This window comes from Leeuwenhoekiella sp. NPDC079379 (assembly GCF_044542075.1).
Classification (GTDB): domain Bacteria; phylum Bacteroidota; class Bacteroidia; order Flavobacteriales; family Flavobacteriaceae; genus Leeuwenhoekiella.
On record NZ_JBITTU010000010.1, the window covers coordinates 44,548 to 70,303 of the forward strand.

Annotated in this window: 23 protein-coding genes; 8 read left to right on the forward strand and 15 right to left on the reverse strand. The window is 35.0% G+C overall.

Annotated elements, in window-relative coordinates:
• Positions 1 to 4: 4 nt before the first annotated feature.
• The 7 genes from pdxH to ACIGAM_RS16020 form a co-directional block, all read right to left on the reverse strand.
• Positions 5 to 649, reverse strand: a complete 645-nt coding sequence (pdxH, locus tag ACIGAM_RS15990; protein WP_396512475.1) for a pyridoxamine 5'-phosphate oxidase — start codon at positions 647 to 649, stop codon at positions 5 to 7.
• A gap of 87 nt (positions 650 to 736) precedes the next feature.
• Entirely contained in the window at positions 737 to 1,663 is a 927-nt protein-coding gene (locus ACIGAM_RS15995; protein ID WP_396512476.1) for a ribonuclease Z, read from the reverse strand.
• Positions 1,664 to 1,842: 179 nt separating this feature from the next.
• Entirely contained in the window at positions 1,843 to 2,178 is a 336-nt protein-coding gene (locus ACIGAM_RS16000; protein WP_396512477.1) for a ribonuclease Z, read from the reverse strand.
• Positions 2,175 to 3,107 carry an aspartate carbamoyltransferase catalytic subunit gene (locus ACIGAM_RS16005; RefSeq protein WP_396512478.1) on the reverse strand — a complete coding sequence of 311 codons (933 nt, stop codon included), beginning with the start codon at positions 3,105 to 3,107 and terminating at the stop codon, positions 2,175 to 2,177. Before ACIGAM_RS16005 ends, ACIGAM_RS16000 begins: the two co-directional genes overlap by 4 nt.
• Before the next feature lie 24 nt (positions 3,108 to 3,131).
• Positions 3,132 to 3,671, reverse strand: a complete 540-nt coding sequence (gene pyrR, locus ACIGAM_RS16010; RefSeq protein WP_396512552.1) for a bifunctional pyr operon transcriptional regulator/uracil phosphoribosyltransferase PyrR — start codon at positions 3,669 to 3,671, stop codon at positions 3,132 to 3,134.
• A 71-nt stretch (positions 3,672 to 3,742) separates the two neighbouring features.
• The gene (locus ACIGAM_RS16015; RefSeq protein WP_396512479.1) at positions 3,743 to 3,883 is read right to left on the reverse strand and encodes a hypothetical protein; all 141 of its coding nucleotides are present in this window, start codon (positions 3,881 to 3,883) and stop codon (positions 3,743 to 3,745) included.
• Between the two features lie 5 nt (positions 3,884 to 3,888).
• The gene (locus ACIGAM_RS16020) at positions 3,889 to 4,587 is read right to left on the reverse strand and encodes a DUF4294 domain-containing protein (RefSeq protein ID WP_396512480.1); all 699 of its coding nucleotides are present in this window, start codon (positions 4,585 to 4,587) and stop codon (positions 3,889 to 3,891) included.
• A gap of 109 nt (positions 4,588 to 4,696) precedes the next feature.
• On the opposite strand from ACIGAM_RS16020, the gene ACIGAM_RS16025 reads away from it, so the two are divergent.
• The 6 genes from ACIGAM_RS16025 to ACIGAM_RS16050 all read left to right on the forward strand — a co-directional run bounded on the left by ACIGAM_RS16025 (position 4,697) and on the right by ACIGAM_RS16050 (position 16,275).
• A complete protein-coding gene (locus ACIGAM_RS16025; protein ID WP_396512481.1) occupies positions 4,697 to 5,782 on the forward strand; it encodes a M42 family metallopeptidase in 1,086 nt (361 codons plus the stop codon).
• A 142-nt stretch (positions 5,783 to 5,924) separates the two neighbouring features.
• Positions 5,925 to 7,001, forward strand: a complete 1,077-nt coding sequence (locus tag ACIGAM_RS16030; RefSeq protein WP_396512482.1) for a DNA topoisomerase IB — start codon at positions 5,925 to 5,927, stop codon at positions 6,999 to 7,001.
• A 168-nt stretch (positions 7,002 to 7,169) separates the two neighbouring features.
• On the forward strand, positions 7,170 to 10,001 hold the full coding sequence (gene uvrA, locus ACIGAM_RS16035; protein WP_396512483.1) for an excinuclease ABC subunit UvrA: 2,832 nt from the start codon (positions 7,170 to 7,172) through the stop codon (positions 9,999 to 10,001).
• A gap of 35 nt (positions 10,002 to 10,036) precedes the next feature.
• Positions 10,037 to 10,726 (forward strand): TIGR00730 family Rossman fold protein, encoded by a 690-nt coding sequence (locus tag ACIGAM_RS16040; RefSeq protein ID WP_396512484.1) that lies wholly within the window; start codon positions 10,037 to 10,039, stop codon positions 10,724 to 10,726.
• A 120-nt stretch (positions 10,727 to 10,846) separates the two neighbouring features.
• Complete coding sequence (locus tag ACIGAM_RS16045) at positions 10,847 to 13,678, forward strand: metalloprotease (RefSeq protein ID WP_396512485.1); 2,832 nt, start codon at positions 10,847 to 10,849, stop codon at positions 13,676 to 13,678.
• A 185-nt stretch (positions 13,679 to 13,863) separates the two neighbouring features.
• Positions 13,864 to 16,275 carry a thiamine pyrophosphate-dependent enzyme gene (locus tag ACIGAM_RS16050; RefSeq protein WP_396512486.1) on the forward strand — a complete coding sequence of 804 codons (2,412 nt, stop codon included), beginning with the start codon at positions 13,864 to 13,866 and terminating at the stop codon, positions 16,273 to 16,275.
• Between the two features lie 10 nt (positions 16,276 to 16,285).
• On the opposite strand, the gene ACIGAM_RS16055 is transcribed toward ACIGAM_RS16050, so the two are convergent.
• The 8 genes from ACIGAM_RS16055 to ACIGAM_RS16090 form a co-directional block, all read right to left on the reverse strand.
• Positions 16,286 to 17,815 carry a PH domain-containing protein gene (locus ACIGAM_RS16055; RefSeq protein ID WP_396512487.1) on the reverse strand — a complete coding sequence of 510 codons (1,530 nt, stop codon included), beginning with the start codon at positions 17,813 to 17,815 and terminating at the stop codon, positions 16,286 to 16,288.
• Entirely contained in the window at positions 17,808 to 18,326 is a 519-nt protein-coding gene (locus tag ACIGAM_RS16060; protein ID WP_396512488.1) for a PH domain-containing protein, read from the reverse strand. The genes ACIGAM_RS16055 and ACIGAM_RS16060 overlap by 8 nt, the downstream gene beginning before the upstream one ends.
• Positions 18,327 to 18,381: 55 nt before the next feature.
• Positions 18,382 to 19,221, reverse strand: coding sequence for a 1,4-dihydroxy-2-naphthoyl-CoA synthase (locus tag ACIGAM_RS16065; RefSeq protein WP_396512489.1), 840 nt, complete (start codon positions 19,219 to 19,221; stop codon positions 18,382 to 18,384).
• Positions 19,222 to 19,264: 43 nt separating this feature from the next.
• Positions 19,265 to 20,107, reverse strand: coding sequence for a S1 RNA-binding domain-containing protein (locus tag ACIGAM_RS16070; RefSeq protein ID WP_396512490.1), 843 nt, complete (start codon positions 20,105 to 20,107; stop codon positions 19,265 to 19,267).
• A gap of 167 nt (positions 20,108 to 20,274) precedes the next feature.
• Positions 20,275 to 20,616, reverse strand: a complete 342-nt coding sequence (locus ACIGAM_RS16075; RefSeq protein WP_396512491.1) for a DUF2853 family protein — start codon at positions 20,614 to 20,616, stop codon at positions 20,275 to 20,277.
• Positions 20,617 to 20,690: 74 nt separating this feature from the next.
• Positions 20,691 to 22,406 (reverse strand): 2-succinyl-5-enolpyruvyl-6-hydroxy-3-cyclohexene-1-carboxylic-acid synthase, encoded by a 1,716-nt coding sequence (gene menD, locus ACIGAM_RS16080; RefSeq protein WP_396512492.1) that lies wholly within the window; start codon positions 22,404 to 22,406, stop codon positions 20,691 to 20,693.
• Positions 22,407 to 22,436: 30 nt separating this feature from the next.
• The gene (locus ACIGAM_RS16085) at positions 22,437 to 23,552 is read right to left on the reverse strand and encodes a chorismate-binding protein (protein ID WP_396512493.1); all 1,116 of its coding nucleotides are present in this window, start codon (positions 23,550 to 23,552) and stop codon (positions 22,437 to 22,439) included.
• A gap of 2 nt (positions 23,553 to 23,554) precedes the next feature.
• A complete protein-coding gene (locus ACIGAM_RS16090; RefSeq protein WP_396512494.1) occupies positions 23,555 to 23,980 on the reverse strand; it encodes a PaaI family thioesterase in 426 nt (141 codons plus the stop codon).
• Between the two features lie 90 nt (positions 23,981 to 24,070).
• Between ACIGAM_RS16090 and ACIGAM_RS16095 the strand changes: the two genes are divergently transcribed.
• Positions 24,071 to 24,721 carry an alpha/beta hydrolase gene (locus ACIGAM_RS16095; RefSeq protein WP_396512495.1) on the forward strand — a complete coding sequence of 217 codons (651 nt, stop codon included), beginning with the start codon at positions 24,071 to 24,073 and terminating at the stop codon, positions 24,719 to 24,721.
• 267 nt (positions 24,722 to 24,988) lie between these two features.
• Positions 24,989 to 25,717, forward strand: coding sequence for a Two component regulator three Y domain protein (locus tag ACIGAM_RS16100; protein WP_396512496.1), 729 nt, complete (start codon positions 24,989 to 24,991; stop codon positions 25,715 to 25,717).
• Positions 25,718 to 25,756 lie beyond the last annotated feature (39 nt).

Consider the following 25,756-nt stretch of genomic DNA (forward strand, 5'->3'; position numbering starts at 1 on the left):
AAATTTAAGGAGCTAACCGTTCTAGTTTCCAATGTACACCTCCCAGCGTATACAGCAATCTATCGTGTAAACGATTAGGTCTGCCCTGCCAGAATTCAAATGATACCGGTTTAATACAGTAACCTCCCCAATGATCTGGTTTAGGTATCTCCTTGTTATTAAATTTTTTCTCAAGATCAGCAAGTCTTTTTTCTAGAAACTCACGGTCTGCGATAACATCACTTTGTGGCGATGTCCAGGCACCAAGTTGACTACCTCGTGGTCTTGAATGAAAATAGGTCGTAGAAACTTCTTCAGAAACACGCTCTGCGATACCCTTAATGATAACCTGTCGCTCGAGATTAGGCCAGAAAAAAGATAAACATACCTGTGAATTTTCAGCTAAAGCCTTACCCTTTTCACTTTTATAATTTGTGTAAAAAACAAAGCCGTTTTTATCATAGCTTTTTAATAGAACAATTCGACTTTTTGGGAAACCATCGTTACCTATAGTCGCTACCGTCATAGCATTAACCTCATCAACACCGGGAGCTTCTTCTACTTCTTTAAACCACTTTTTAAATTGATTAAAAGGATTAGCATCACTCTTTTCAATCGTTAATGCATTCTTATCGTAAGATTTTCTATAATCACTTAAATCGTGTGCCATATTTAGATTTTAGAGCAATTTACGCTAATGCTTAATACTGTAAAAAGCCCGATACTATCTTTTACATTTATTTAATTTAAATCACATTTAATTAGAATTTGATAGGTCATCAAAGTCAAAAACTTTACCATCATCTGCTGTAAGCACATTCGTAAATTCGAGCTTTGCTTCATTTGCAAAGAGTGTAAGATCTGGATAACGTGTACTGTAATGTCCTAAAATAAGATATTCAACATTTGCTTGTTTAGCCATAAGACCGGCTTGCCGCGCAGTAGAATGCCCTGTAGGTTCTGCTAATTTAGCGTGAGCTTCTAAAAATGTTGACTCATGATACATATACGTAACACCTTGCAATTGAGGTAAGTTATCTGGTTTGTAGACCGTATCACTACAAAAGGCATAACTTTTTGGGGTATCTGGATCAAATGTCAAATCTTCATTAGGGATCACTGTTCCATCTTCGAGAACCATGTCTTTACCAGACTTGATTTTTTTATAATATAATACGTCAATTTCTCTTTTGAGAACTGCGCTCATATTTAGTTTACGCTCTCCTTCTTTCTCTTTAAATAAAAATCCATTAGTATAAATACGATGTTTTAAAGGAATGGTTTCTACGGAAACCTTATCGTCTTCAAATAGAATTTGTGGCTCTTTAGATTCTAATTCATGAAAATATAGCGGGTAATTCGTCCAGCTGTTTGATAACTTTAACTGAAGTGTAATAGCTTGTTTTATACCTTTAGGACCATAAACGTGTAGCTCTCCTTCTCTATTAAGTAATCTAAAAGTTGATATTAACCCTACCAGACCAAAGAAATGATCCCCATGTAAATGCGAAATAAAGATGTGTTTAATTTTTGAAAACTTTACTTTATTCCTTCTTAGCTCAACCTGAGTTCCTTCTCCGCAATCAATAAGAAAAAGATGGTTTTTTATCTGTAATACTTGAGAAGTGGGATTTGTAAATGTACGTGGTGTGGCTGCGTAGCAGCCGAGTATAGTAAGCTTCATTAATTTTTGCTAACAAATTATTTAAACGAAAACAGTTTAAAATCGGTTAGAACTCAACTTTATACTGCGCAAGAAAAAAGATTAAATATGTTTATAAACATATCTAATCTCCATTAAGTCGTTAAGTTAAGCTTAATTAAGCAAAAGAAAGAATGCTTTACCTAAAATAAGCTTACGATTTAGAACCCTAGATCACGTTGAATTTCTTCAAGATCTATAACATCTTTTGCCTCTTCTAGCGTAGGCACCACCATTAATTCTTCAGGAACTCTATCTATCTGAGGTACTTTATTGACTAGCACAAACGACCTTTGAGTAGCACGTTGCGTATTTGAAATATGAAGAAAACTTAACAACTCTTCTAAAGAAATATTTTCATATTTAAGAAGATCTATAACTAAATTTACATCAGAATACGCCTTAGGAATTATAAATTCTAGAAAGGAAGCAAAATCTTTTACACCATCTTCTTCATCCTTAAGTATTGTAAAAGTGTCATTTTGAGTTATAATCATTGCTTTTTAATTTTTGAAGCCAAAAGATAAATCACAGCCATACGTATTGCAACACCGTTTTCAACCTGATTTAAAATTATAGACTGGCCACTGTCTGCCACATCACTTGTTATTTCTACACCTCTATTTATAGGTCCCGGGTGCATAATCACTATTTCTTTATTTAAAGAATCTAAAAGTTCTTTATCAAGACCATATTGCTTTGTATATTCTCGTGTAGATGGGAAATAACTAATATCCATTCGTTCATTTTGAACGCGTAACATATTAGCAACATCACACCATTCTAAAGCTTTTCTAAGATTGAGCTCTACGCCTACACCTAAAGACTCTATATATTTTGGCATTAATGTTTTAGGACCACAAACTTTCACTTCGGCACCTAATAACTTTAAAGCAAATATGTTTGAAAGTGCTACTCTGCTGTGAAGAATATCTCCTACGATAACCACTTTTTTACCACCTACATCGCCTAATTTTTTAAGAATAGAATAACTATCTAATAATGCTTGTGTAGGATGCTCGTGGGCACCGTCACCTGCATTAACGATACTTGCCTTAATATTTTTTGAGAGAAAAACGCCAGCTCCAGGATTTGGATGACGCATAACAACCATATCTACTTTCATAGAAAGAATGTTATTTACTGTATCTATAAGAGTTTCTCCCTTTTTTACTGAAGATGCACCTGCCGAAAAATTAATAACATCTGCACTTAGACGCTTTTCTGCAAGTTCAAATGAAAGCTTTGTGCGGGTGCTGTTTTCAAAAAACAAATTAGCAATAGTAATATCTCGTAAAGAGGGAACTTTTTTTATAGGACGGTTAATGATTTCTTTAAAATGATCAGCCGTTTCAAAAATAAGATTGATATCTTTTTTTGTTATGTACTTAATCCCCAATAAGTGATCTACACTTAACTCGCTCATTTGTTACTTTAATTTTTGAGATTGCTATTCTTCAATTAAATAAACACTGTCTTCACCTCCGTTTTCTACCCAACTTACTTTTACTTTCTCACCATTTATAGCATCTACCTGTCTTCCTCTATAATTAGGCTGTATAGGTAAGTGCCTGCTAAAACGACGATCTATAAGGGTAAGCAATTCTACTTCGCGAGGTCTACCAAAGCTCTGTACCGCTGTAAGAGCAGCATTTATACTTCGACCGGTGTATAAAACGTCATCTATAAAAACCACATTTTTATCCTCTACTACAAAACTTATTTTAGTTTTATTTGCCTCAAGTGGTTTGTCACCGCGTCTAAAATCATCTCTAAAAAAGGTAATATCAAGATATCCCATTTTTACATCGGCAATTTTATAATCTTCTTCAAGCAATTTTTTAATACGTTCTGCTACATAAACCCCTCTGGGCTGTATGCCTATAAGAACTGTATCTTTAAAATCTCTGTGATTTTCAATAAGTTGGCAAGCCAGTCTATTTAGTATAATATTTACTTCTTTTGCATTAAGTAAGACTTTCTGACTCATAGTAGGAGTAACGCTTGTTTTGATTGACAAAGGTATCTATTTTTTTAAACAGAATATTTCAAAATTTACTTTTACTTGTTCTTATTTCGGTTGAAAATTGAAAAACCAAATGGAATAGCAAAAAACAGAAAGAAATATTTACCAGTTATTAGACCTATAAGGGTAATTAGCGCAGCGATCACATAAATCCAATTGTAATTTTTGAATTTCATAATGATTACTTTATTCCTTGAGTAGGTTTCGGTTTAATCCATTTATTTTTAAGCTCAAGAAAATTTATCTCAATGGCAGGATCCTGAGGTTCTAGCACCTTTGCCTGAAAAGAACGCTGCAAAATGTCTTCGATTAAATAGTCTTCTTGCACACTCTTAGGATCATAAATTTCCTTGAGAGAAATATCAAAAAAACTAGCCGTAGTATTTAAGAAAAAAGCTTTCAACCCACTGCGGTAATCTTTGATTAATTCAAAAGTGGTTGAACCTGTTTGACGATACATCAGTTTTACTAAGATTTGACCTTCAGTTCTGGTAAGTTTTTTAAGTTGCCCTCCAAATTCGTCTTCAACATAACGCTGTATAATTTTTGTGTATTTTTTCTTAGCCCGCTTTGATTTCATAGAATCAAGCCGTTGATTTAATTCTACAAGACGCTCTCCTGCCAATTTTGCATAGGGCCATACTTTACGTGTCTTTCTGCGTAAAATAAGGTACCGGCGTCGAGCATCATTATCACTAAATTTCACTCTTCCTAAAACAATTACATCATCTAGAAAAATAGCCTTTCGCGCAATGCTGTCGCCTTCTACAAAATAGAATTCAACATTAGAGGTATCGGTCTCGGTAGTTGTTTCTTCTGTAGTTTGAGCTAATAAAGTACTACTCAAAAGAAGTGTAACTATGATTATTAATTTATTCAAATTTTATTTTTCATTTTATAGATCGAAAACTGTTCCAAAAGTACGCAATCGTCCAGATTGCTTTGCGAAATTGCTATTAATATTCTTACTTTCGTAGAAAATTGAAATTATGTCAAAAAGCATTTTAAATAAAGAATCGCTTGATTTTCTAGAATCATATTTAAATAACGCCGCTCCTACAGGATATGAGTGGGAAGGTCAAAAAATCTGGATGAATTATCTAAAACCGTATGTTGATACCTTTATCACAGATAACTACGGCACAGCGGTAGGTGTTATTAATCCTGATGCTAAGTATAAAGTTGTAATAGAAGGTCATGCAGATGAGATATCCTGGTATGTAAACTTTATTACAGACGATGGTTTAATTTATGTAATACGCAATGGCGGCAGCGATCACCAGATTGCACCTTCTAAACTAGTTAACATACACACTAAAAATGGTATTGTAAAGGGCGTTTTTGGATGGCCTGCAATACATACACGTGATAAGAGTGATGAGAAAGCACCAAAACTCGATAATATTTTTATTGATACCGGTTGCAAAAATAAAGAAGAAGTAGAGAAACTAGGTGTACACGTAGGTTGTGTAATTACCTATCCCGATACATTTACAATTCTTAATGGCGATAAATTTGTGTGTCGTGCTTTAGACAATCGTATGGGTGGTTTTATGATTGCAGAAGTTGCTCGTTTGCTTAAAGAAAATAGCAAGAAATTAGATTTTGGTCTGTACATCGTAAATTCGGTACAGGAAGAAATAGGATTACGTGGTGCAGAAATGATTACACATACCATTCAACCTAACGTGGCTATCGTAACCGATGTGACCCACGATACCACTACCCCAATGATTGAAATGAAGACAAACGGTCGTGCTGCAATAGGTGATGGTCCGGTGATTTCTTATGCTCCGGCAATTCAACAAAAATTACGTGATTTAATTATAGAGACTGCAGAAGAGAAAGAGATACCTTTTCAGCGTTCTGCATGTAGCCGAGCAACAGGTACAGATACAGATGCTTTTGCTTACAGTAATGGTGGCGTACCTTCTGCGTTAATAAGCTTACCGCTTAGATATATGCATACCACTGTAGAAATGGTACACCGCGATGATGTTGAGAACGTTATAAAGATGATTTATGAAAGTGTATTAAAAATTAAAGATGGTCAAAGTTTCAGTTATTTTGACTAATAAATTTTTATAAATAAGGTTGTAATTAAATCTCCCGAAGCAGCGCTGTTTCGGGAGATTTTTTTTGCTTTCAAATATTTTGAACAGATATTTCACAATTTATTAGTACAGATCATACAAAATTGCTTTTAAATTTGAAAGCATGACCATTACCGAATCAAAATTAGAAACTCTTTTAAAGAGCCCCGAAGAAGCTGCTCGCATAGCAGACTTAATATATGTCAAAGAAAAACACCTCACTATTTGCCGTAAAAAACACGGTAAAGGATTTACGTATTGTAAAGGTGATAAAATCATAAAATCAAAACCTATTCTCAACCGTATAAAAAAACTGGTCATACCACCGGCCTGGGAAGATGTTTTGATTGCTGAGCCAGATAATGGGCATTTGCAAGCTGTGGGTCGCGATGACAAAAACCGCAAAGTCTATCTATACCACGATACGTGGAACAAGTTGCGTAACGAGACTAAGTTTTTAAAATTAGCTTCTTTTGCAAATGTGCTTCCGCAATTGCGGAAACAAGTAGATGCAGATCTCGATGAAGTACAGATGACCAGGCGTAAAGTATTAGCTTTGGTTCTTCGCCTTATGGAAGAGACACACATACGTGTAGGAAATGTGTGTTATGCAAAACGCAATCAAACCTACGGTTTGTCCACCTTACGTACACGTCACGTCAAAACAACAGAAAGTGATATTCGGTTTGAATTTATAGGTAAAAAAGGCAAAGAGCATAAAATTAAAATTACAGATCCAGAATTAATAGATCTTGTAAATCAATGTGAAGAAATTCCTGGTTGGGATCTATTTCAGTTTTACGATGCTGATGGTACAAAACATCATATAGACAGCGGTATGGTAAATGACTACATTCACGAACTGAGTGGTAATTTATTTTCGGCTAAAGATTTTAGAACCTGGGGAGCTACAAAAATTTTCTTTGAGTCCTTGCGCGATTCCGGTTATGTTGAAGAAGCAAAACAAAATGCAAAAAATATATTGACTGCTTATGACGCAGCGGCAAAAGGTCTGGGTAATACCAGAAGCGTCTGCAAAAGTTATTATGTACATCCTGTAATACCAGAAGCCTATGCAGATGGGAGTATCACAGAATATTTTGATAAAGTTGATCAGGTTAAATTAAAGCCTAATTCTTTTATTTCTAAAACTGAAACAGTAATTACCCAAATGCTGGGTAATTTTGAAATTTCGATTTAATAAGTAAGCTCTATTTTAAAGAATTTAGCAGTAAATACTGCTAAATTCTTTTTTCATTTTATGTAACCTGAAACGAACGTGTTATTAGGTTTTATTTAAGTCTTCTACAATACCACTTTCTTCAATTTTTAACTCAATTACAGTACCTTTGCACACTTGAAAAAGAAAATGGAAGAAATACAAGAATACATTGAAGTTTATGGGGCAAGAGCTCATAACTTAAAGAATATAGATGTTCAGATTCCCAGAGAAAAACTAGTTGTTATTACAGGTCTTTCCGGTAGCGGCAAGAGCTCTTTAGCATTTGATACGATTTACGCAGAGGGGCAGCGTCGTTATATAGAAACCTTTTCGGCATACGCCCGCCAGTTTTTAGGAGGTTTAGAACGCCCCGAAGTTGATCAAATACAAGGTCTTTCTCCCGTAATCGCAATTGAGCAAAAAACAACCAGTAAAAGTCCGCGTTCTACCGTGGGTACGATTACAGAAATCTACGATTTTTTACGTCTTCTTTATGCACGTGCTAGTGACGCGTACAGCTACGAGACCGGTGAAAAAATGGTAAGCTACAGTGATGATCAAATTAAAGATCTTATTAAATCTGAGTACCACGGAAAACGAGTAAATGTCTTAGCCCCTGTAATAAGAAGTCGAAAAGGGCATTATCGCGAGCTTTTTGAACAAATTGCAAAACAAGGTTTTGTAAAAGTAAGAGTTGACGGTGAAGTTAGAGATATTGAAAAGGGAATGAAAATTGACCGGTATAAAGTACACGATATAGAAATCGTGATCGACCGGTTAAAGATTGAAGATGAGCAGGATCTAGATAAGCGCTTGATGGAAACCATAAATACCGCGATGTACCACGGTGAAGATGTAATGATGATATTAGATCATGACACAAATGAAGCGCGTTATTTTAGCCGTAGTTTAATGTGTCCTACATCTGGCATCTCTTATCCTAATCCAGAACCTAATAACTTCTCATTTAATTCACCTAAAGGAGCCTGCCCTAATTGTAATGGTATTGGCGAATTGCGCGTGGTCAATATTGATAAAATAATTCCTGATCCTAAACTTTCTATTAAAGCTGGAGGTCTCGCACCTCACGGAACTCAGAAAAACAATTGGATTTTCAAGCAATTAGAAATTATCGCACAACGCTTTAATTTTAAATTGACAGATCCTATTAAAGACATTCCGAAAGAGGCTATAGATATGATTATGTATGGTGGCAATGAGAAATTTACAGTAGATTCTAAAACTTTAGGAGTTAGCAGAAGCTATAAAATAGATTTTGAAGGTGTCGCTAAATTTATTGAAAGCACTTATGAGAATAATGACTCTGCTTCCCTAAAAAGATGGGCAAAAGAGTATATGGAAAAGGTAGAGTGCCCTGTTTGTGATGGTTCACGCTTACGCAAAGAGTCTTTATACTTTCGAGTAAACGAAAAAAATATTGCAGAATTATCTAATATGGATATTCTGGAGCTTGCTGCCTGGTTTAAAGATGCACCCCAGCATTTAAGTGATAAACAAACTGCTATCGCTACAGAGATTTTAAAAGAAATTAATGCCCGTCTTCAGTTTTTAGTTGATGTAGGTCTTACCTATTTAAGCTTAAACCGAAGCTCAAAGTCACTTTCTGGTGGTGAGGCGCAACGCATACGACTAGCAACTCAAATAGGTTCTCAGCTGGTAGGTGTGCTTTATATTCTTGATGAACCCAGTATTGGTTTGCATCAGCGTGATAATGAAAAGTTGATTAACTCGTTAGTCGCTTTGCGTGATTTGGGGAATTCAGTTTTAGTTGTTGAGCACGATAAAGATATGATTGAGCGTGCAGATTATGTAATTGACATAGGACCATTTGCTGGTAAGCATGGCGGGGAGATTATAAGTGAAGGGACTCCTAAAGAACTTTTAAAACAACACACGCTTACAGCCCAGTATATTAACGGTGAGAAAGAAATTGCAGTTCCTGAGAAGCGTAGAAAAGGTAATGGTAAAAAGATAATATTAAAGGGTGCAACAGGTAATAATCTCAAAAATGTAAATGTTACGTTTCCTTTAGGAAAAATGATTGTGGTGACAGGTGTTTCGGGTAGCGGAAAATCTACACTTATTAATGAGACCCTCTACCCTATTATGAATGCCCATTATTTCAACGGAGTTAAAAAACCGGCGCCTTATAAAAGTATAAAAGGTCTTGACGAGTGTGATAAGGTAATAGATATTAATCAATCGCCCATAGGTCGTACTCCGCGTTCAAACCCCGCGACATATACAGGCGTGTTTGGCGAAATACGTAGCTTATTTGCTAAAATGCCAGAGTCATTAATACGTGGTTACAAACCAGGACGTTTTAGCTTCAATGTTGCTGGTGGCCGCTGCGAAACTTGTAAAGGTGGTGGCCTACGAGTTATAGAAATGAATTTCTTACCAGATGTTTATGTAGAATGTGAGACCTGCCAGGGCAAGCGTTTCAATAGAGAAACTTTAGAAATTAGGTATAAAGGAAAAAGTATTGCCGATGTTCTAGAAATGACTATCGATGAAGCAGTACCCTTCTTTGAACATATCCCAAAGATTTACCGAAAAGTAAAAACAATACAGGATGTAGGTCTTGGTTATATTTCGCTGGGCCAGCAGTCTACTACGCTATCTGGTGGTGAAGCACAACGTATTAAACTAGCTACCGAACTTTCTAAAAGAGATACAGGTAATACGTTTTACATTCTTGATGAGCCTACAACTGGTTTGCATTTTGAAGATGTACGCATTTTAATGGATGTTTTAAATAAGTTGACAGATAAAGGAAATACAATGCTTATAATCGAGCATAATATGGATGTCATCAAGCTGGCAGACTACATAATAGACATTGGCTATGAAGGTGGTAAGAATGGTGGACAGCTTGTTGCTAAAGGAACTCCTGAAGAAGTGGCAAAAGATAAGAAGAGTTATACAGCTCAATTCTTACAAAAAGAGCTAAATTAGAACGCTCTCCTAAACATTAAAATCAAACTCTTAATATGAGAAATGAAAATAAGCCGAAAGGCTGGAATGAAATAAAAACAAATGATTCTTGGGCCCTGTTTAAGATTATGGGTGAATTTGTAAGCGGTTTTGAAAAACTAAGCAGAATAGGACCTTGTGTTTCTATTTTTGGTAGTGCCCGTACAAAACCAGATCAAAAATACTACAAGCTGGCAGTAGAGATCGCAGAGAAAATTGTAGATAACGGTTATGGCGTAATCACGGGTGGTGGACCCGGTATTATGGAAGCTGGTAACAAAGGTGCACACCTAGCAGGTGGAACCTCAGTAGGTCTTAATATTGATTTACCTTTTGAACAACACGATAACCCCTATATAGATGGCGACAAGAGTATAGATTTTGATTACTTTTTTGTGCGCAAGGTTATGTTTGTCAAATATTCTCAGGGATTTGTAGTTCTTCCGGGAGGTTTTGGTACGTTAGATGAATTGTTTGAGGCAATTACACTTATTCAAACTCATAAGATTGATAAATTCCCTATCATTCTGGTGGGTACAGATTTCTGGAAAGACCTAATGGCGTGGATTAGAAATACATTGCTAGACAGCTTTAAAAACATTAGTGATGCAGATGTAGATCTCATTTACCTAGTAGACTCTGCAGACGAAGTTCTTGATGTACTCAATAACTTCTATAATGAATATGAATTAAGTCCTAATTTTTAAAGTACTTAAAAACCAGTACCGCTGTTATTGCGTTAAGTATTGTGAGAATACTTAACGCTAATCTTTAAAAACCCCTGTGCTATTTCCCATTTTGGTCAATTTGCATTTACACATAAATTTATGAAGACGTTTTTAAAAGCGCTTCTATTAGTAATTTTCATACTTCCCGCTGTTGGTGAAGCACAGAATCGTATTAATATTTCTGCACGCTTGTATGAAGATTCAAAAACACTTGTAATTCAGCAGGATATTTATTTTGTAAATACTTCAAATGACACCTTAACTACATTATACTTTAATGACTGGGCAAATAGTTTTGCCTCTAAGCAGTCAAAATTAGGTAAGCGCTTTGCGGAAAATTATGACCGAAGATTTCATCTAGCTACAACAGAAGAAAGAGGTTATACCCAAATCAATTCAGTTATAGATGACACGTTTAAAATGTTAGATTTTGAACGCATTTCTAAAGCTGAAGACATTCTTAAGATTAACCTTAATAATCCTTTAGCTCCGGGAGCCACACAGCATCTTAAGCTAAGCTATGAAATACATATACCAGATTCACGCTTTACAGGTTATGGCGCACTTAATAATGGGGATTTTAATTTAAAATACTGGTTTATAGCTCCAGCCGTTTATGATGGTGAATGGCATTACTACAGCAATAAAGACCTGGATGATCTGTACATGGTACCTACAGATTTTAAAATAGATTTTTCATTCAAAAAAAATTATCTACTCATTAATGAGTTGGTTCAAACTCAAAGCTCAATAGATGAGGAATCTTCTTATCGCACTGTGCATTTAGAAGGAAAGAATAGAAACAATACAACAATTTATTTTCGGCAGAATTCAGACTTTTTAATTACTGAAACAGATCCTGTTACCGTTATTACAAACATTAGCGATACTAAAGTAATCCCCGAGCGTGAAGCCCTTATCATTGATAAAATTACAAACTATCTTGATAAAGAGTTGGGAGATTATCCTTTTGAAAAACTTGTGATTTCTAATATTGATTATAAGGAAAATCCTGTTTATGGCTTAAATCAATTACCCAACTTCTTTAGTCCCTTCCCAGAAGATTTTAAGTATGAGCTTAAAATTTTAAAAACTGCAATTAATAATTATGTAGATCGCACGCTTTTTATAAACCCAAGAGAACATAAATGGGTTGCAGATGTTGTGAAGATGAATATGATGATGCGGTATATGGATACCTATTATCCCAATTTAAAAGTCTTAGGAACTTTAAACCGCTACTGGGTCGCAAGACAGTTTAATATTTCTAATTTAGAATTTAATGAGCAATACAATCTGTTGTACATGCATATGGCTCGTTTGAATCTTGATCAATCTTTAGCTACCCCTAAAGACTCATTGATTAAGTTTAATGTAAACATTTCAAATTCATACAAAGCTGCTAGTGGTGTAAATTATCTTTCAGAATATTTATCAGACACATTAATTCAAAATAGCATAAAGCAATTCTACAGCGAAAATCAATTAAAGCTTACTACTCCCAAAAATTTTGAACAGATTGTACGTTCTAAAACCAATAAAAATCTGGACTGGTTTTTTAATGATTTTGTAACTACAAGGAAGAATATAGATTTTAAATTTAACGAAGTCAAGAAAAAAGGCGATTCGATAAACATAGAACTACGTAACAAAACAGGGATTTTAGTTCCCGTTCCTGTTTACGGAATGAAAGGAGATTCTATAGTATCTAAAACCTGGGTAGATGGTTTTGAAAAAGAAACAAATATCTCTATTTCTAATAAAGATATTGACCGGGTTGTTATTAATGCGGAAGGATTTATTCCAGAATTTAATAGGCGTAATAATTACAAAAAACTCAATCCTTTTCTAGGTGTAAATAAGCCTTTTCAGTTTAAACTTTTTCAAGACTTAGAAGACCCTTCAAAAAATCAAGTCTTTTTTATGCCGGTTGCAGAATATAACTTTTACGACGGCTTTAGATTAGGAGCTAAAATGTATAACAAGACTTTGTTATCTAAACCCTTTAGTTATAAGATTGAACCACAATATGGTTTCAAATCAAATAAAATTACGGGAAGTGCAGGATTTACTTATACTCAAAATCTTGATGAAGGAAATCTATTTGCGATACGTTACGGTATAGGGGGCTCCTTATCGTCTTACGCTCCTGATGCGCTTTATAAAAAATACTCACCGTTTATAACTTTTGCATTTAGACCAGATGATTTTAGATCAGATAAGCGTGAATATCTAAGTATACGCAACATAAATGTATATCGGGATGAGTCAAATTTTATAAGCAATGACGATCCTAACTATAGTGTTTTTAATGTTCAATACTCAAACAACAATCCTGGGGTCATAAACTCGTTAAGCTGGAATACCGATTTTCAGCTTGCTCAAAAATTTAGTAAACTATCTGTAACTGCTAAATACCGAAAAGTCTTTTTAAACAACAGACAATTTGATTTGCGCTTCTTTGGCGGGACATTTTTATACAATGACACGCGTTCTGATGGCGATTATTTCAGCTTTGCCACAGACCGTCCTACAGATTATTTATTTAATTATAATTATTACGGTCGCTCAGAAAGTAGTGGTTTGTTTAGTCAGCAACTTATACTTGCCGAAGGTGGTTTTAAATCACAACTAGATACCCCATTTGGAAATCAATGGTTAACTTCTATTAATACAAGTACAACGCTTTGGAATTTTATTCACGGCTATGTAGATGTGGGGCTCATCAAAAATCAAGTTAATCCTGCACGCTTTTTATATGATAGTGGTATTCGCACAGTATTAGTAGAAGATTATTTTGAGATATTTTTCCCCATACATTCTTCTAACGGATGGGAAGTAGGTCAACAAAACTACGATCAGAAAATACGCTTTATCGTGACATTAGATATAGGTACGATGCTAAGCCTATTTACGCGTAAATGGTATTAGACCTATTTTAATTATTTGATCATCAATAAATTTCAATAAATTCATTAAACACCCCTATAAATTTCCTTTTATTGAATAACCCGCAATTAAATGGCTTTTTATTAAAAAATTATCATTTTATTAGATAATTATTGAATTGTGTTTAACGGGTTTTTTCCTTATTTTTGTGAAAACTCATTAAATATATGCACACGCAATCTGAGCCTACCTCTGAAATATCTTTTCAAGATTTTAAAGCAACAGTTCTAGAAGATTATAAAATTGCTGTAACCAGTAGAGAATGTAGTCTATTAGGACGCAGGGAAGTTTTAACGGGCAAGGCTAAGTTTGGTATTTTTGGCGATGGTAAAGAAGTACCACAGCTGGCAATGGCAAAAGCTTTTAAAAAAGGCGATTGGCGATCAGGTTATTATCGAGATCAGACCTTTATGATGGCAATTGGTGAATTTACGATTGCCAACTTTTTTGCAGGATTGTATGCGCACACGAGTATTGAAAATGACCCTATGAGTGCCGGTAAACAGATGGGTGGTCATTTTGGAACACACAGTCTTGATGAAGAGGGAAATCTAAAAAATCTTCTGGAGCAATATAACAGTAGTGCAGACATCTCCCCTACTGCTGGTCAAATGCCTAGACTTTTAGGTCTTGCGCAAGCCTCAAAAATCTTTAGAAATGTTACTGAAACGAAAACAGAAGGCCTTTCTGATAAAGGAAATGAAGTTGCGTGGGGAACCATAGGTAACGCGAGTACTTCTGAAGGTATGTTTTTTGAAACCATAAATGCTGCAGGAGTTTTACAGGTACCTATGGTAATTAGTGTTTGGGATGATGATTATGGTATATCGGTGCACGCAAAACATCAAACTACTAAAGAAAATATATCTGAAATTTTAAGTGGTTTTCAACGTACCGAAACCGAAAAAGGTTTTGAAATATTAAAAGTTAAAGGTTGGGATTACCCTGCGTTAATAGAAACTTTTGAGCGTGCAGGAGACATCGCCCGTAATGAGCATGTACCTGTAATTTTACATGTGACTGAACTAACCCAACCTCAAGGCCATTCAACCTCAGGGTCTCACGAGCGTTATAAAAACAGTGATCGTTTGCAATGGGAAAAAGACCACGATTGCAATACAAAAATGCGTGAGTGGATGCTTAACAACCAGATCGCTACAGAAGAAGAACTTATTGATATAGAAAAAGATATCAAACGCAACGTTCGCGAAGGAAAGCGTAAAGCCTGGGATGCTTTTCTAAATCCTATAAGAGATGAAAAGAAAAAAGTGGTTAGCCTACTGGAGACACTTATTTCAGAAAGCAGTAACGGTCAATTTATAAAACCTATTCTTAAAGCATTAGTTAATGAAAAAGATGCTTTAAAATCAGATTTACTATCCGCATCTCGTAAAGCACTTCGATTTGTTGCTCAGGAAGAGAGTAATGCGATAACATCGTTAAGAAATTGGGTTACTTCATATATTGAAAATGAGCAACCTAATTACAGCAAACACTTATACAGCGCTAACGACTCTAAAGCGATTAACATAGCAGAAGTACTGCCAGAATATGACGAGAAAGCAAAAGATGTTGATGCTCGAGTAGTTTTACGTGACAACTTTGATGCTATTTTTAGTAAATATCCTAATAGTCTAGTTTTTGGGGAAGATGCAGGAACTATAGGTGATGTAAATCAGGGATTAGAAGGCTTGCAAGAGAAATATGGTGAACTACGAGTTGCAGATGTAGGTATACGAGAAACTACAATCATAGGTCAGGGAATAGGTCTTGCATTACGCGGCCTGCGACCCATAGCAGAAATACAATATCTTGATTATGTACTTTATGCAATTAGTACACTAAGCGATGATCTTGCTACACTGCGCTACCGCACACATGGTAAGCAAACTGCTCCTGTAATTGTTAGAACTCGAGGTCACAGACTTGAAGGCATCTGGCATAGTGGCTCTCAAATGGGAGCACTTTTAGGTCTTTTACGAGGAATCTACATTCTTACTCCGCGTAATATGACTAAAGCAGCAGGATTTTATAATACTCTATTAAAAAGTGATGAACCTGCAATTGTTGTTGAGTGTCTTAACGGATATCGATTAAAAGAGCAGTTGCCGCTAAATCTAGGTGAATTCACAACACCTATAGGTATAGTTGAAGTAGTAAAAGAAGGTACAGATATAACCGTTTTATCTTACGGAAGCACTCTGCGATTAGTTATGCAAGCGGGTCAGGAATTACAGGCTTCAGGTATTAATATTGAGGTTATTGATGCACAATCGCTTTTACCTTTTGATTTAAATCACGATACGATAAAAAGTATCGCGAAAACAAATCGCATATTAGTTGTTGATGAAGATATGCCTGGTGGGGCATCTGCATATTTAATGAGTCATATTTTAGATGAACAAAAAGCATTTAAATACTTAGACAGCACACCCCAAACCTTGACTGCAAAACCGCACAGACCGGCATATGGTACAGATGGAGATTACTTTTCAAAACCTTCCGCCGAAGATATATTTGAAAAAATCTACTCGATTATGCACGAGGTAAATCCTCAAAAATATCCCGCAATACGATAAATTTAAACTGCTACATCCAGGGTTGATGATCTACTTCAACCCTGAATAATGCATAATTTATTTGTTTTTGAACCAGTTCTGAAGTAAGTGAGAAGCTTAAATCACCACCCGCAGTATGAAAGGTATAGTTAAACAGCTTTCGCTTTTTATACCACAATGGTTGATTTACTGTTATCGCCTGGAGCTTAAAAAGCTCAATAATTTCAACTTTTTGATTCCATACTCCTTTTTTCATAATTACAAATTCAGGAGTAATTTCTAAAGATAAGGCACGATACCAGAAGTATTGATATGGTACTACTATAGCTACATAAATAATAGATAAAATACTGGTCACCTCTACTAAATAATTGGGCACTATAAAAGATGCTACTACTCCAGTTAGTAATAAGGGTAATGCTGCTAAAATTATTAATCGAAAATAGAGATATACAGCTGGCTTGAATAGGTTACCTGTTTTTACTTTATAGGTAAATAAAAATTTCTTTACTTTCTCTACCTGAATACGCTCTAATCCCGGAATCCGGATTTTTGTCTTTGTAAGATCATTTTGACTACTGGCAATAGCAATTTGAACCTCGTGAAGATTTAGCCTCTTTTGAATGGGATTTGTAATTACCCGAAGAAGCTGAACTCTTCTAGGTTTTAAACTTGTTTTAGTATTAGTTTTCAGTCCCATTTCTAACTCAAGACTGTCATTAGTTTGCTGTAGTTTAAGATCAAAATACTTAATAAAAATCTCTATACACGAGATTAAAAGTCCTAATAGAAAAATACTGATAAATACGATGGCTGTAAGTACAAATATTTCTATAGGTCTGCTATAAGCTTCTAAATAGCCTCGTACATTATCTGTATAAGTATCACTTTCTATAAATTGAAAATCACCCAGTTGTTGATAAATAGAACCTGCAAATATGAGTATTAGCCAGACTCCTCTAAAGTAGTTGCTCGTAAGACCTAGTTTTAATAAAGTCATTGGAGAAAGCTTGTGTTCCCACGCATTTGACGGGTTTGAGACGAACTCTTTAATCAAAACATCGTGTGCACCAGTAACATTTTCTTCACCCACTTTTGCTACCTGCATCAATACTTGTTGCAGCTCTTTAGCATCTTTTTCTCTAAGTGCTTTAATACTTATTTCTTTACCACTGCTTCCTGCGGTATCGAGTACCAGACTATAAACACCAATAACGCGCTGTAGTAATGACCTTTTAAAATATACTTGCTGAATTTTATTAAAAGGAACATTTACTTTTTCAGTATTAAAAACTCCTTTTTCTAATACAAATTCAGAATTTGCATAGTTAATGTGAAACTTAAAACGTAAAAATGCTATTATACTATAAATAAGTAAGAGCGTTATGAAAAATCCGGCCCCTATTAAAACTTTATTTAAAATCTCAGAACTAATTCCTTTAACAAGAAAATAAATTAATGCCGCTCCAAAGGCTCTTAAGAATTTATAAAACTGAGATAGAAAGATGAGAATAACACCCAGTTTTGATTGTATTTGAGGTTCTGAAAAAGGCCTAATCATCTGTGTCTATTAGGTGATTAGCTACCTTATTCTTCAATCTTGCCGCAAGTTCTGGCGTCAAGCCGGGAATATCGATATCACTGCCAGATCCCCCAGCAGTAAATATATTGAGGTTATATATTTTAAATATTTTATCAAGTACACCTTCTGAAGTTGAAATATGCTGGATGCGATTGAAAGGTATTATCGTTATTTTTTCAAATAAAAAACCACGTTTATAAGCAATATCGTGCTCACGCAAAGCATAGCCTATACGTTTCTGAAACATAAACTGAAAAAAGAATAACCATGCAAATACCAATATTCCTGTAATTGCAAGCCCTAAAATCAAGCCAGGCACTTCCGTCACTTCACGCAAGAAATAAAGACCTATAACAAAAGAAATAGCGAATAGTCCTAAAACAAGAAAAACCTTATACATTCTCTTTACAGAGACTTGTGTATAGGTCAATTCTTGATATTCTGGTAAGGAGTCAATGTCTACTGGGGCGTTTGTAAACTTTTGTTCCATTGATGAGGGTTTTAGTGCGTGTTTTAAAAATACTAGAACCTAACCAATTTATCACCTATGGAATCCATTTTTTCTCAAAATTGGGCTTTCTTTTTTCTAAAAATGCATTTCTACCCTCTTTTGCCTCTTCTGTCATATAGGCTAAGCGTGTCGCTTCTCCTGCAAAAACTTGCTGTCCTACCATACCATCATCGGTAAGGTTCATCGCAAATTTCAGCATTTTTATAGATGTAGGTGATTTTGCTAAAATTTCCTGTGCCCATTCAAAAGCTGATGCTTCTAACTCTTCATGAGGTATTACAGCATTAACCATACCCATCTCATAAGCTTCCTGAGCAGAGTAATTTCGACCCAAAAAGAAAATTTCACGAGCTCTTTTCTGACCTACCATTTTTGCTAAATAGGCAGATCCATAACCGCCATCAAAACTAGTTACATCTGCATCAGTTTGTTTAAAAATCGCGTGTTCTTTAGATGCTAAGGTAAGATCACAAACTACATGTAAACTGTGACCGCCACCTACGGCCCAGCCGGGTACTACAGCAATTACTGCTTTAGGCATAAAACGTATTAAACGTTGAACATCTAAAATGTTTAAACGATGATACCCATCATCACCCACATAACCTTGATCACCACGCGCTTTCTGATCTCCTCCACTACAAAAACTGTAAATGCCATCTTTTGAAGACGGGCCTTCTGCAGATAATAATACAACACCTATAGACGTATCTTCTTGTGCATTGTGAAAAGCGTCTAGTAACTCTGCTGTAGTTTTAGGCCTAAAAGCATTACGCACATCGGGTCTGTTAAATGCAATACGAGCAACACCATCTGCTTTCTTATAGGTAATATCTTGATATTCTTTAACCGTTATCCAATCTGGTTCCTGCATGTTTTGTTCTTTAATTTTTACGACTGTGCTAAATAATACGTATTTACTCCTCTTGATTTTTAAGTGCAATTCCTTTATCTGAAATGGTAATCATTCGATCTCTATAAAGGGCGCCTATTGCTTTTTTGAAAAGCTTTTTGCTTATACCAAAATAGGCATTAATATCTTCTGGCGAACTTTTATCGTGCACCGGTAAGCTACCGCCATTGCGTTTTAATTCTTCATAGATAAACTCTGCATTTGGCTCAACACTCCTATACCCTTCAGGCTGAAGCAAAACGTCTATTTTCTTATCTTCTCGTACGCGTTTTATATAACCAGGAAGACGATCCCCTACACGTATATCTTCAAAAATCACGTCTTTATGTACTAATCCCTGAAACTTTTCATTAATAATTACGTGCGCACCAAATTCTGAAAAATGAGACACTAATAGATCAACCTTATCAAATTTCTCAACATCAATGTCCTCATTTTTTAAGAATGTATTAAATTTTGAAGATCCTACTAAACGATTTGTCTTCTCATCCAGATACATATAAATTAAGTAAGAGCTGCCTTCACGCATATCTGTAACTTGATTTGAAAAAGGCACAAAGAGTTCTTTGTCTATTCCCCAATCTACAAATGCTCCTATTTTAGAAACAGATGTGCATTTTAAATAGGCAAAACCATCTTTGAGAATATAAGGTTTGAGCGTAGTTGCAACGGGTCGCTCTTCATTATCTAAATACACAAATACATCAATCTCGTCTTCTAACTGAAAACCTTCAGGAGCATATTTACCGGGTAATAATATTTCATTTTCTTCTTCATCACGTAGATACAAGCCGGGTGCTGTATCGCGATCTATTATCATTTTATGGAATTCCCCGAGTGCAAGCATAATGTTATTTTTGTGTTTTCAAAATTAGGAAAGTAATAGCGATTATACTTCACTAATAGTAAAGAATAGTAATCTGAAATTATAGAACTTTATCTTACAATCTATAGGAAACAAAAAAGTCTGCTAACATGAGAATTAGCAGACCTTTATATTTTTTTAAAGAGATTTTAACTGTATACCTCTTCTTTACCAAAATGCTTAGTAAGTAAATAATACACTACTGCGCGGTATTTATTACGATTAGATTTACCATAATCTTCCATGACTTTATGAAGTCCTTCCATTAATTTAGGATCATCAGACAAGCCTAATTTTTTAATAAGAAAGTTATTTTTAACGGTCTCAAGTTCTGATTCACTACTTGCAGAAACCGTTGATGAGTCTTTATTATATATAGACGGACCGCAACCTATTGTAACTTTGGTCAACAAATCCATATCTGCCTCGTGGTTTAGTTTTTCTTTTAAATCTGCTGCATACTTAGCGATCATTTCATCTCTTTTACTCATAAGATACTATTGTGTTTAGTTATTTTTAATTAAGTTCTTTAAATATACATAAAAATAAAAACTAAAATAAGTTCCTAACGGATGTAACTAAAATAACCCAATAAAATCTGATCGTTCAACGTGCGAGGCGTTTTTATCTCAAGCAAACACGGAGCATCAGCTATGCTATAAAATTCTTCCTGAGCACGTTGCAGCTCTTCTTCTGAAGTCGCCGAAAAATAGTTTATACCAAACATCGCACATAAATGTGATGCATCAAGATTGTGTATAGTTTCAAAATACGTTTCAAATATTGCCGAAGTCTTGTCTCCCGGTAAAATTCTAAAGATGCCTCCTCCACTGTTGTTTATGACAATTATTTTAAAATCTTTTGGCAAATAAGCATTCCATAACCCATTACTATCATAAAAGAAACTAAGGTCTCCTGTGATCAGTGTTGTAGGTAACTTACTTCCTACCGCAGCTCCTACAGCTGTTGATGTGCTTCCGTCAATACCGCTAGTTCCTCTATTGCAATACACTTTTAGTGATTTATCAATATCAAATAATTGAACATATCGCACCGTAGAACTGTTACCTAACTGCAATAAGCTGTCTGGTCTTAATTTTGCCAGAAGTAAATCAAAAGCTTTAAAATCACACCAGCTCATTTCTTTAATATAATCCTGATGCAATACATCGCGTCGTGATCGCACTTGCAACCAGTCACTTTGATAGTTACTTTCGACAACTTGGGTCTTATCTAAAAAATTAGCCCAGAAATAATTCACAGGTACCTTAAAGTGTTTATTTAAACAGAAATAGGTGTCGTATGCTTTTTTAGGATCTACATGCCAGTGTTCTTTAGGTTGATAATTTCTAAGAAATGCCTTGATCTTTTTAGAGATGATCATTCCGCCCAGCGTGATTAATATCTCAGGCTGAAGCTCTTTAAAACCTTCATCATCTAAAGATCCTATAATATTATCTGTGCGCGTAAAAAAGTTAGAATGATGTGTATTAGATGTCGTTTCAGTAAATACAAGTACGCTAGGGTCTGTACCCAGCCGGTCTAAAAATTGTTGTTCAATTGTATTAGGTTGTAAAACACCTATAAGAATGATTTTCCGCTTTGCAGAATTCCATTTTGTGATATATGAAGCTAATTGATCTTGATTAAGTACATCAGATTTTATTTCTGGTGCGACAATAATAGGATCTACCAGTTTTTGCGTTGTAGTATTATAAAGCGGTTCATAAAACGGAACATTAATATGCACCGGACCTTGATTTACCAGCGCTTCATTAAGTGCTTTATTTATTTCCTGCTGGTTATGCTTGGTTACCTCTCGTTGCTTCTGAATAAGCTTAGGGTCTGTTACGGCCTCATCAGGCACATATTCAGAATATAAGTTAGCCGAATATAGTATGTGATTCTCAAAAACATTGCGCTGCCGTATAGTTTGACCATCACCTATGTCAATACGCTCTATAGGACGGTCTGCAGATATCACCACTAAAGGTATATCACTATAATAAGCTTCAGAAATCGCAGGATAATAATTAAGAACTGCACTACCAGACGAGCAAACAATTGCTACCGGTTGCTGCAGCTGCTGTGCTAACCCTAAAGCAAAAAAAGCTGCAGAACGCTCATCTACCACACTATAGGTATGCATTTGAGGATGTTGCGTAAAACCTATCGTGAGAGGCGCGTTACGTGATCCGGGAGATATTACAATATGATTCACACCTTTTTCTAAGCAAAGTAGAACCACAGATTGCGCGACGGGTATAGTAGAATAATTCATTACATCAAAAATACGATAAAGGCTCTAGCCTTAAAGAATACTTGCAATGGTTTGTGCTTTATTTACCGTTTCTTCCCATTCGTCAACGGCATCAGAATCTTTAGTGATACCACCACCTATATATATTTCTGCGGCATTATCTTTAAACTGCATACAGCGTAAATTAACAAAAAGCTGCGTAGATTTAGTAAGTGTCTTATACACCAGGTTTTCAACATTTCGTGGATTTCTGCGTTTTGACTGATCTTTCAAAATATTTAGCTCACCTAAAAAACCGGTGTAAAACTCACGATCATAAGACTCTTGCTCTTTAATAAATCGTTTAGCTAAATCTCTGGGAAAACCACAAACCGCCGGTGTAGGATGCAATGCTACAATAATATCTTTAATTGAAGTGTTTATTGAGCTAAAGCTCCCTGTGATACGTGTTCTCAAGTGAAGTAAATTACCTGCACGATAATTCTCGCGCTGGTGTACTTTAAATTTCACCAGATTGAAAGGTTTTAGTTTAGAAACAATCTCATCGGTTACTAATTGTTGCTCTTCCTGTTCTTTAAATCCCCAGTTTACCTCCTCATCGCTTAGGTATGGTTGTGTACCTGCAAGCGCCATAGTTTCAAAAGATCTGCCGTTTACAGAAACTAGCGTTTCTGGTGTTGCTCCTAACCAGGTTCCTACTTTAGGATGATGCCATAAATAGACAAAAGCATTTTTATATTTAGCTCCTAAATTTTTAAATATAGTTACAGGATTTAAATTTTTAGCAGGTACTTTTTGACTTCTCGATACCACTACTTTTTGAAGCTCAGTTTGCTTTATGTAGTTAATTGCAGTTGTAACTAGAGCGATATGCTGTTCTTTTTCTAATACAGAAGCCTCTTTCTTATTAGAAGCATTTAAGCTCACGCTGCTATGATTAATATCATCAGCGTAAATAGGCTCACCCGGAATTAAGATATTGTGATTTTCTGAATCAAAAGGAGCAAACACAAAACCCTGCTCTTCAAAACTAGTTATCGTATGAAGCGTATCATCGTTTTGTAAGAATACTCCTATTTTATTAGCATTAGGATTTTTATAAATCACAAAGGGGAGATTAGCAGCGTACTGTTTTTCTACTAATTTTAAAAGTTCATTAGAAGTCATACTTACTTTTTAGGCAGCGCAATGGTTGTAAGTTTAACAATAGAAATCAGTTTATCTGCTTCATTAGTAATACGTATTTCCCATAACTGAGTGGTGCGACCCTTATGTAAAAAGGTAGCTTTAGCATATACCATACCCTCAGAAATACTCTTTACGTGATTCGCAGAAATTTCGATTCCCCTCACAAAAAATTTCTTGGCATCTAGAAACATAAAACTCGCCGCGCTCCCTACGCTTTCGGCCAGTGCTACTGAAGCACCGCCGTGTAAAACACCATCGGGCTGATGAACCTTAGAGGTTACTGGCATTGACGCAGTAAGAAAATTCTCTCCAATGTCTATGAATTTGATATCCATAGTTTCCATTAGCGTGTTTTTACAGATAGCATTGCATTTAGCAAGTGCTTCAGTCTTATCATTTAAATTCATGAACCTGTTCTATTTACTAGTGTCTGGCGCTCTAAAATCGTTTTTTAGATTTAGATTGATTTACTTTGTAAAGATACTTAAACCTCGAGGATGCACGAAGAAAAAACTGTAAGCTATACTACCCAAAACACCTATTACACGTTAAATACATTTACAGTAAAAACTAAAAAAATATGGCTTGTCTGTCACGGAATTGGCTATCTGAGCACCTATTTTTTAGATCATTTTAGACATCTTGATCCAGATGAGAATTATATAATTGCCCCGCAAGCCCCGAGTAAATACTATCAGGATAAAAAGTATAAATATGTGGGTGCATCCTGGTTTACTCGTGTAAACACGCAACTAGAAATTCAGAATGTTACAAATTATCTTGACCAGGTTTACGAGCAGGAGATTAGCGCTAAGTTACAAGGCGCTGTTAAACTTACCATTCTTGGATATTCTCAAGGAGTTTCTGCCGTAATCAGATGGTTAGCTCACGCTAAGGTTTACTGTGATAACCTTGTGTTACACTCGGGCTCTACTCCTAGAGAATTTCATTCAGAAACCTTCAAACACCTTAATCACACTAAAGTTTCCGTCATTTATGGTACAGACGATATGTATTTATCAGATTCTAAAATGATAGCTGAATTGAACTATCTAAAATCGATATTTAACGATAAACTCAACATAATTCCTTTTAAAGGTAATCACGAAGTTCACGAACCTACACTACTGCACTTATCCTTAATGTAATATGAAGAAAACTAATTACAGACTCAAAGCTCATAACAAAGTAGGAAAATACTTATTATTTAATCCGCATATATTTCTTTTTATGCTTTTCATCTGGTATGATATATTTAGAATTTGAATAAATCGCCACAACTTAGTGGTTTTATACAAGTATATTATACATAAATATCATTGAATAAATTATTTCTGTGTATTTCATCGAATTATTGTGTATTTAAAAGATTAAGTGTAGTATATTTACGCTGTAGAACACAAAAAACCAAATATATGAAATCACTTATCACTTTTATTGCGGTTGCTTTTTTAAGTTTAAATGCTGTAGCTGAAGTAGCTACTACGCAAAAAGAAGCTTTGGTTGATTTGTACAATGCTACAAACGGTTCTCAATGGAACACTACCTGGGATTTAACTGCAGATGTTTCTACCTGGTATGGTGTACGTGTTGTAAATAATAACGTAGTAGGTCTTAATCTAAGTATGAATAACCTTAACGGTCAATTACCAGAATCTATTGGTAATCTTGATTCATTAGTAACATTAGAGTTATTCTTCAATAAAATTGAAGGTTCTATACCTAATTCTATTGGTAACCTTAAAAATCTAAAAGTTTTAGTTCTTAATGGTAATATGCTCAATGGTTCTCTACCAGAATCTTTATATAACTTGACGAAACTTGAGCAATTGATGTTAACTAGTAATAACTTAAGTGGTTCTTTAAATAAGAATTTATCTAACCTTACTAATCTTCAGGTTTTAAATCTTTTCGATAATCAAATAAATGGTCAATTTCCTGTAGCAGTTCTTAAAATGGATAGCCTAAAAGAACTTAACCTTTCTAATAATAGTCTTTATGGTGCTGTACCTAAAGAATTATCTAAAATGAAAAATCTTACATCTATCGCATTAGCTCAGAATAATTTTGACGTAAATACTGATGCTTTAGCATATAATACTAATGGAGGCTCAAATACTAATAGTATTGCTTCTAACGAATAATGATTTCCCCAAATCACAATTAGTTAAGTTGTTTAAAGC

What these genes read in the sequence shown, in the direction of transcription:
- pdxH (WP_396512475.1), bottom strand. Translation starts at nt 649, where the DNA reads ATGGCACACGATTTAAGTGATTATAGAAAATCTTACGATAAGAATGCA.
- ACIGAM_RS15995 (WP_396512476.1), bottom strand. Translation starts at nt 1,663, where the DNA reads ATGAAGCTTACTATACTCGGCTGCTACGCAGCCACACCACGTACATTT.
- ACIGAM_RS16000 (WP_396512477.1), bottom strand. Translation starts at nt 2,178, where the DNA reads ATGATTATAACTCAAAATGACACTTTTACAATACTTAAGGATGAAGAA.
- ACIGAM_RS16005 (WP_396512478.1), bottom strand. Translation starts at nt 3,107, where the DNA reads ATGAGCGAGTTAAGTGTAGATCACTTATTGGGGATTAAGTACATAACA.
- pyrR (WP_396512552.1), bottom strand. Translation starts at nt 3,671, where the DNA reads ATGAGTCAGAAAGTCTTACTTAATGCAAAAGAAGTAAATATTATACTA.
- ACIGAM_RS16015 (WP_396512479.1), bottom strand. Translation starts at nt 3,883, where the DNA reads ATGAAATTCAAAAATTACAATTGGATTTATGTGATCGCTGCGCTAATT.
- ACIGAM_RS16025 (WP_396512481.1), top strand. Translation starts at nt 4,697, where the DNA reads ATGTCAAAAAGCATTTTAAATAAAGAATCGCTTGATTTTCTAGAATCA.
- ACIGAM_RS16030 (WP_396512482.1), top strand. Translation starts at nt 5,925, where the DNA reads ATGACCATTACCGAATCAAAATTAGAAACTCTTTTAAAGAGCCCCGAA.
- uvrA (WP_396512483.1), top strand. Translation starts at nt 7,170, where the DNA reads ATGGAAGAAATACAAGAATACATTGAAGTTTATGGGGCAAGAGCTCAT.
- ACIGAM_RS16040 (WP_396512484.1), top strand. Translation starts at nt 10,037, where the DNA reads ATGAGAAATGAAAATAAGCCGAAAGGCTGGAATGAAATAAAAACAAAT.
- ACIGAM_RS16045 (WP_396512485.1), top strand. Translation starts at nt 10,847, where the DNA reads ATGAAGACGTTTTTAAAAGCGCTTCTATTAGTAATTTTCATACTTCCC.
- ACIGAM_RS16050 (WP_396512486.1), top strand. Translation starts at nt 13,864, where the DNA reads ATGCACACGCAATCTGAGCCTACCTCTGAAATATCTTTTCAAGATTTT.
- ACIGAM_RS16055 (WP_396512487.1), bottom strand. Translation starts at nt 17,815, where the DNA reads ATGATTAGGCCTTTTTCAGAACCTCAAATACAATCAAAACTGGGTGTT.
- ACIGAM_RS16060 (WP_396512488.1), bottom strand. Translation starts at nt 18,326, where the DNA reads ATGGAACAAAAGTTTACAAACGCCCCAGTAGACATTGACTCCTTACCA.
- ACIGAM_RS16065 (WP_396512489.1), bottom strand. Translation starts at nt 19,221, where the DNA reads ATGCAGGAACCAGATTGGATAACGGTTAAAGAATATCAAGATATTACC.
- ACIGAM_RS16070 (WP_396512490.1), bottom strand. Translation starts at nt 20,107, where the DNA reads ATGCTTGCACTCGGGGAATTCCATAAAATGATAATAGATCGCGATACA.
- ACIGAM_RS16075 (WP_396512491.1), bottom strand. Translation starts at nt 20,616, where the DNA reads ATGAGTAAAAGAGATGAAATGATCGCTAAGTATGCAGCAGATTTAAAA.
- menD (WP_396512492.1), bottom strand. Translation starts at nt 22,406, where the DNA reads ATGAATTATTCTACTATACCCGTCGCGCAATCTGTGGTTCTACTTTGC.
- ACIGAM_RS16085 (WP_396512493.1), bottom strand. Translation starts at nt 23,552, where the DNA reads ATGACTTCTAATGAACTTTTAAAATTAGTAGAAAAACAGTACGCTGCT.
- ACIGAM_RS16090 (WP_396512494.1), bottom strand. Translation starts at nt 23,980, where the DNA reads ATGAATTTAAATGATAAGACTGAAGCACTTGCTAAATGCAATGCTATC.
- ACIGAM_RS16095 (WP_396512495.1), top strand. Translation starts at nt 24,071, where the DNA reads ATGCACGAAGAAAAAACTGTAAGCTATACTACCCAAAACACCTATTAC.
- ACIGAM_RS16100 (WP_396512496.1), top strand. Translation starts at nt 24,989, where the DNA reads ATGAAATCACTTATCACTTTTATTGCGGTTGCTTTTTTAAGTTTAAAT.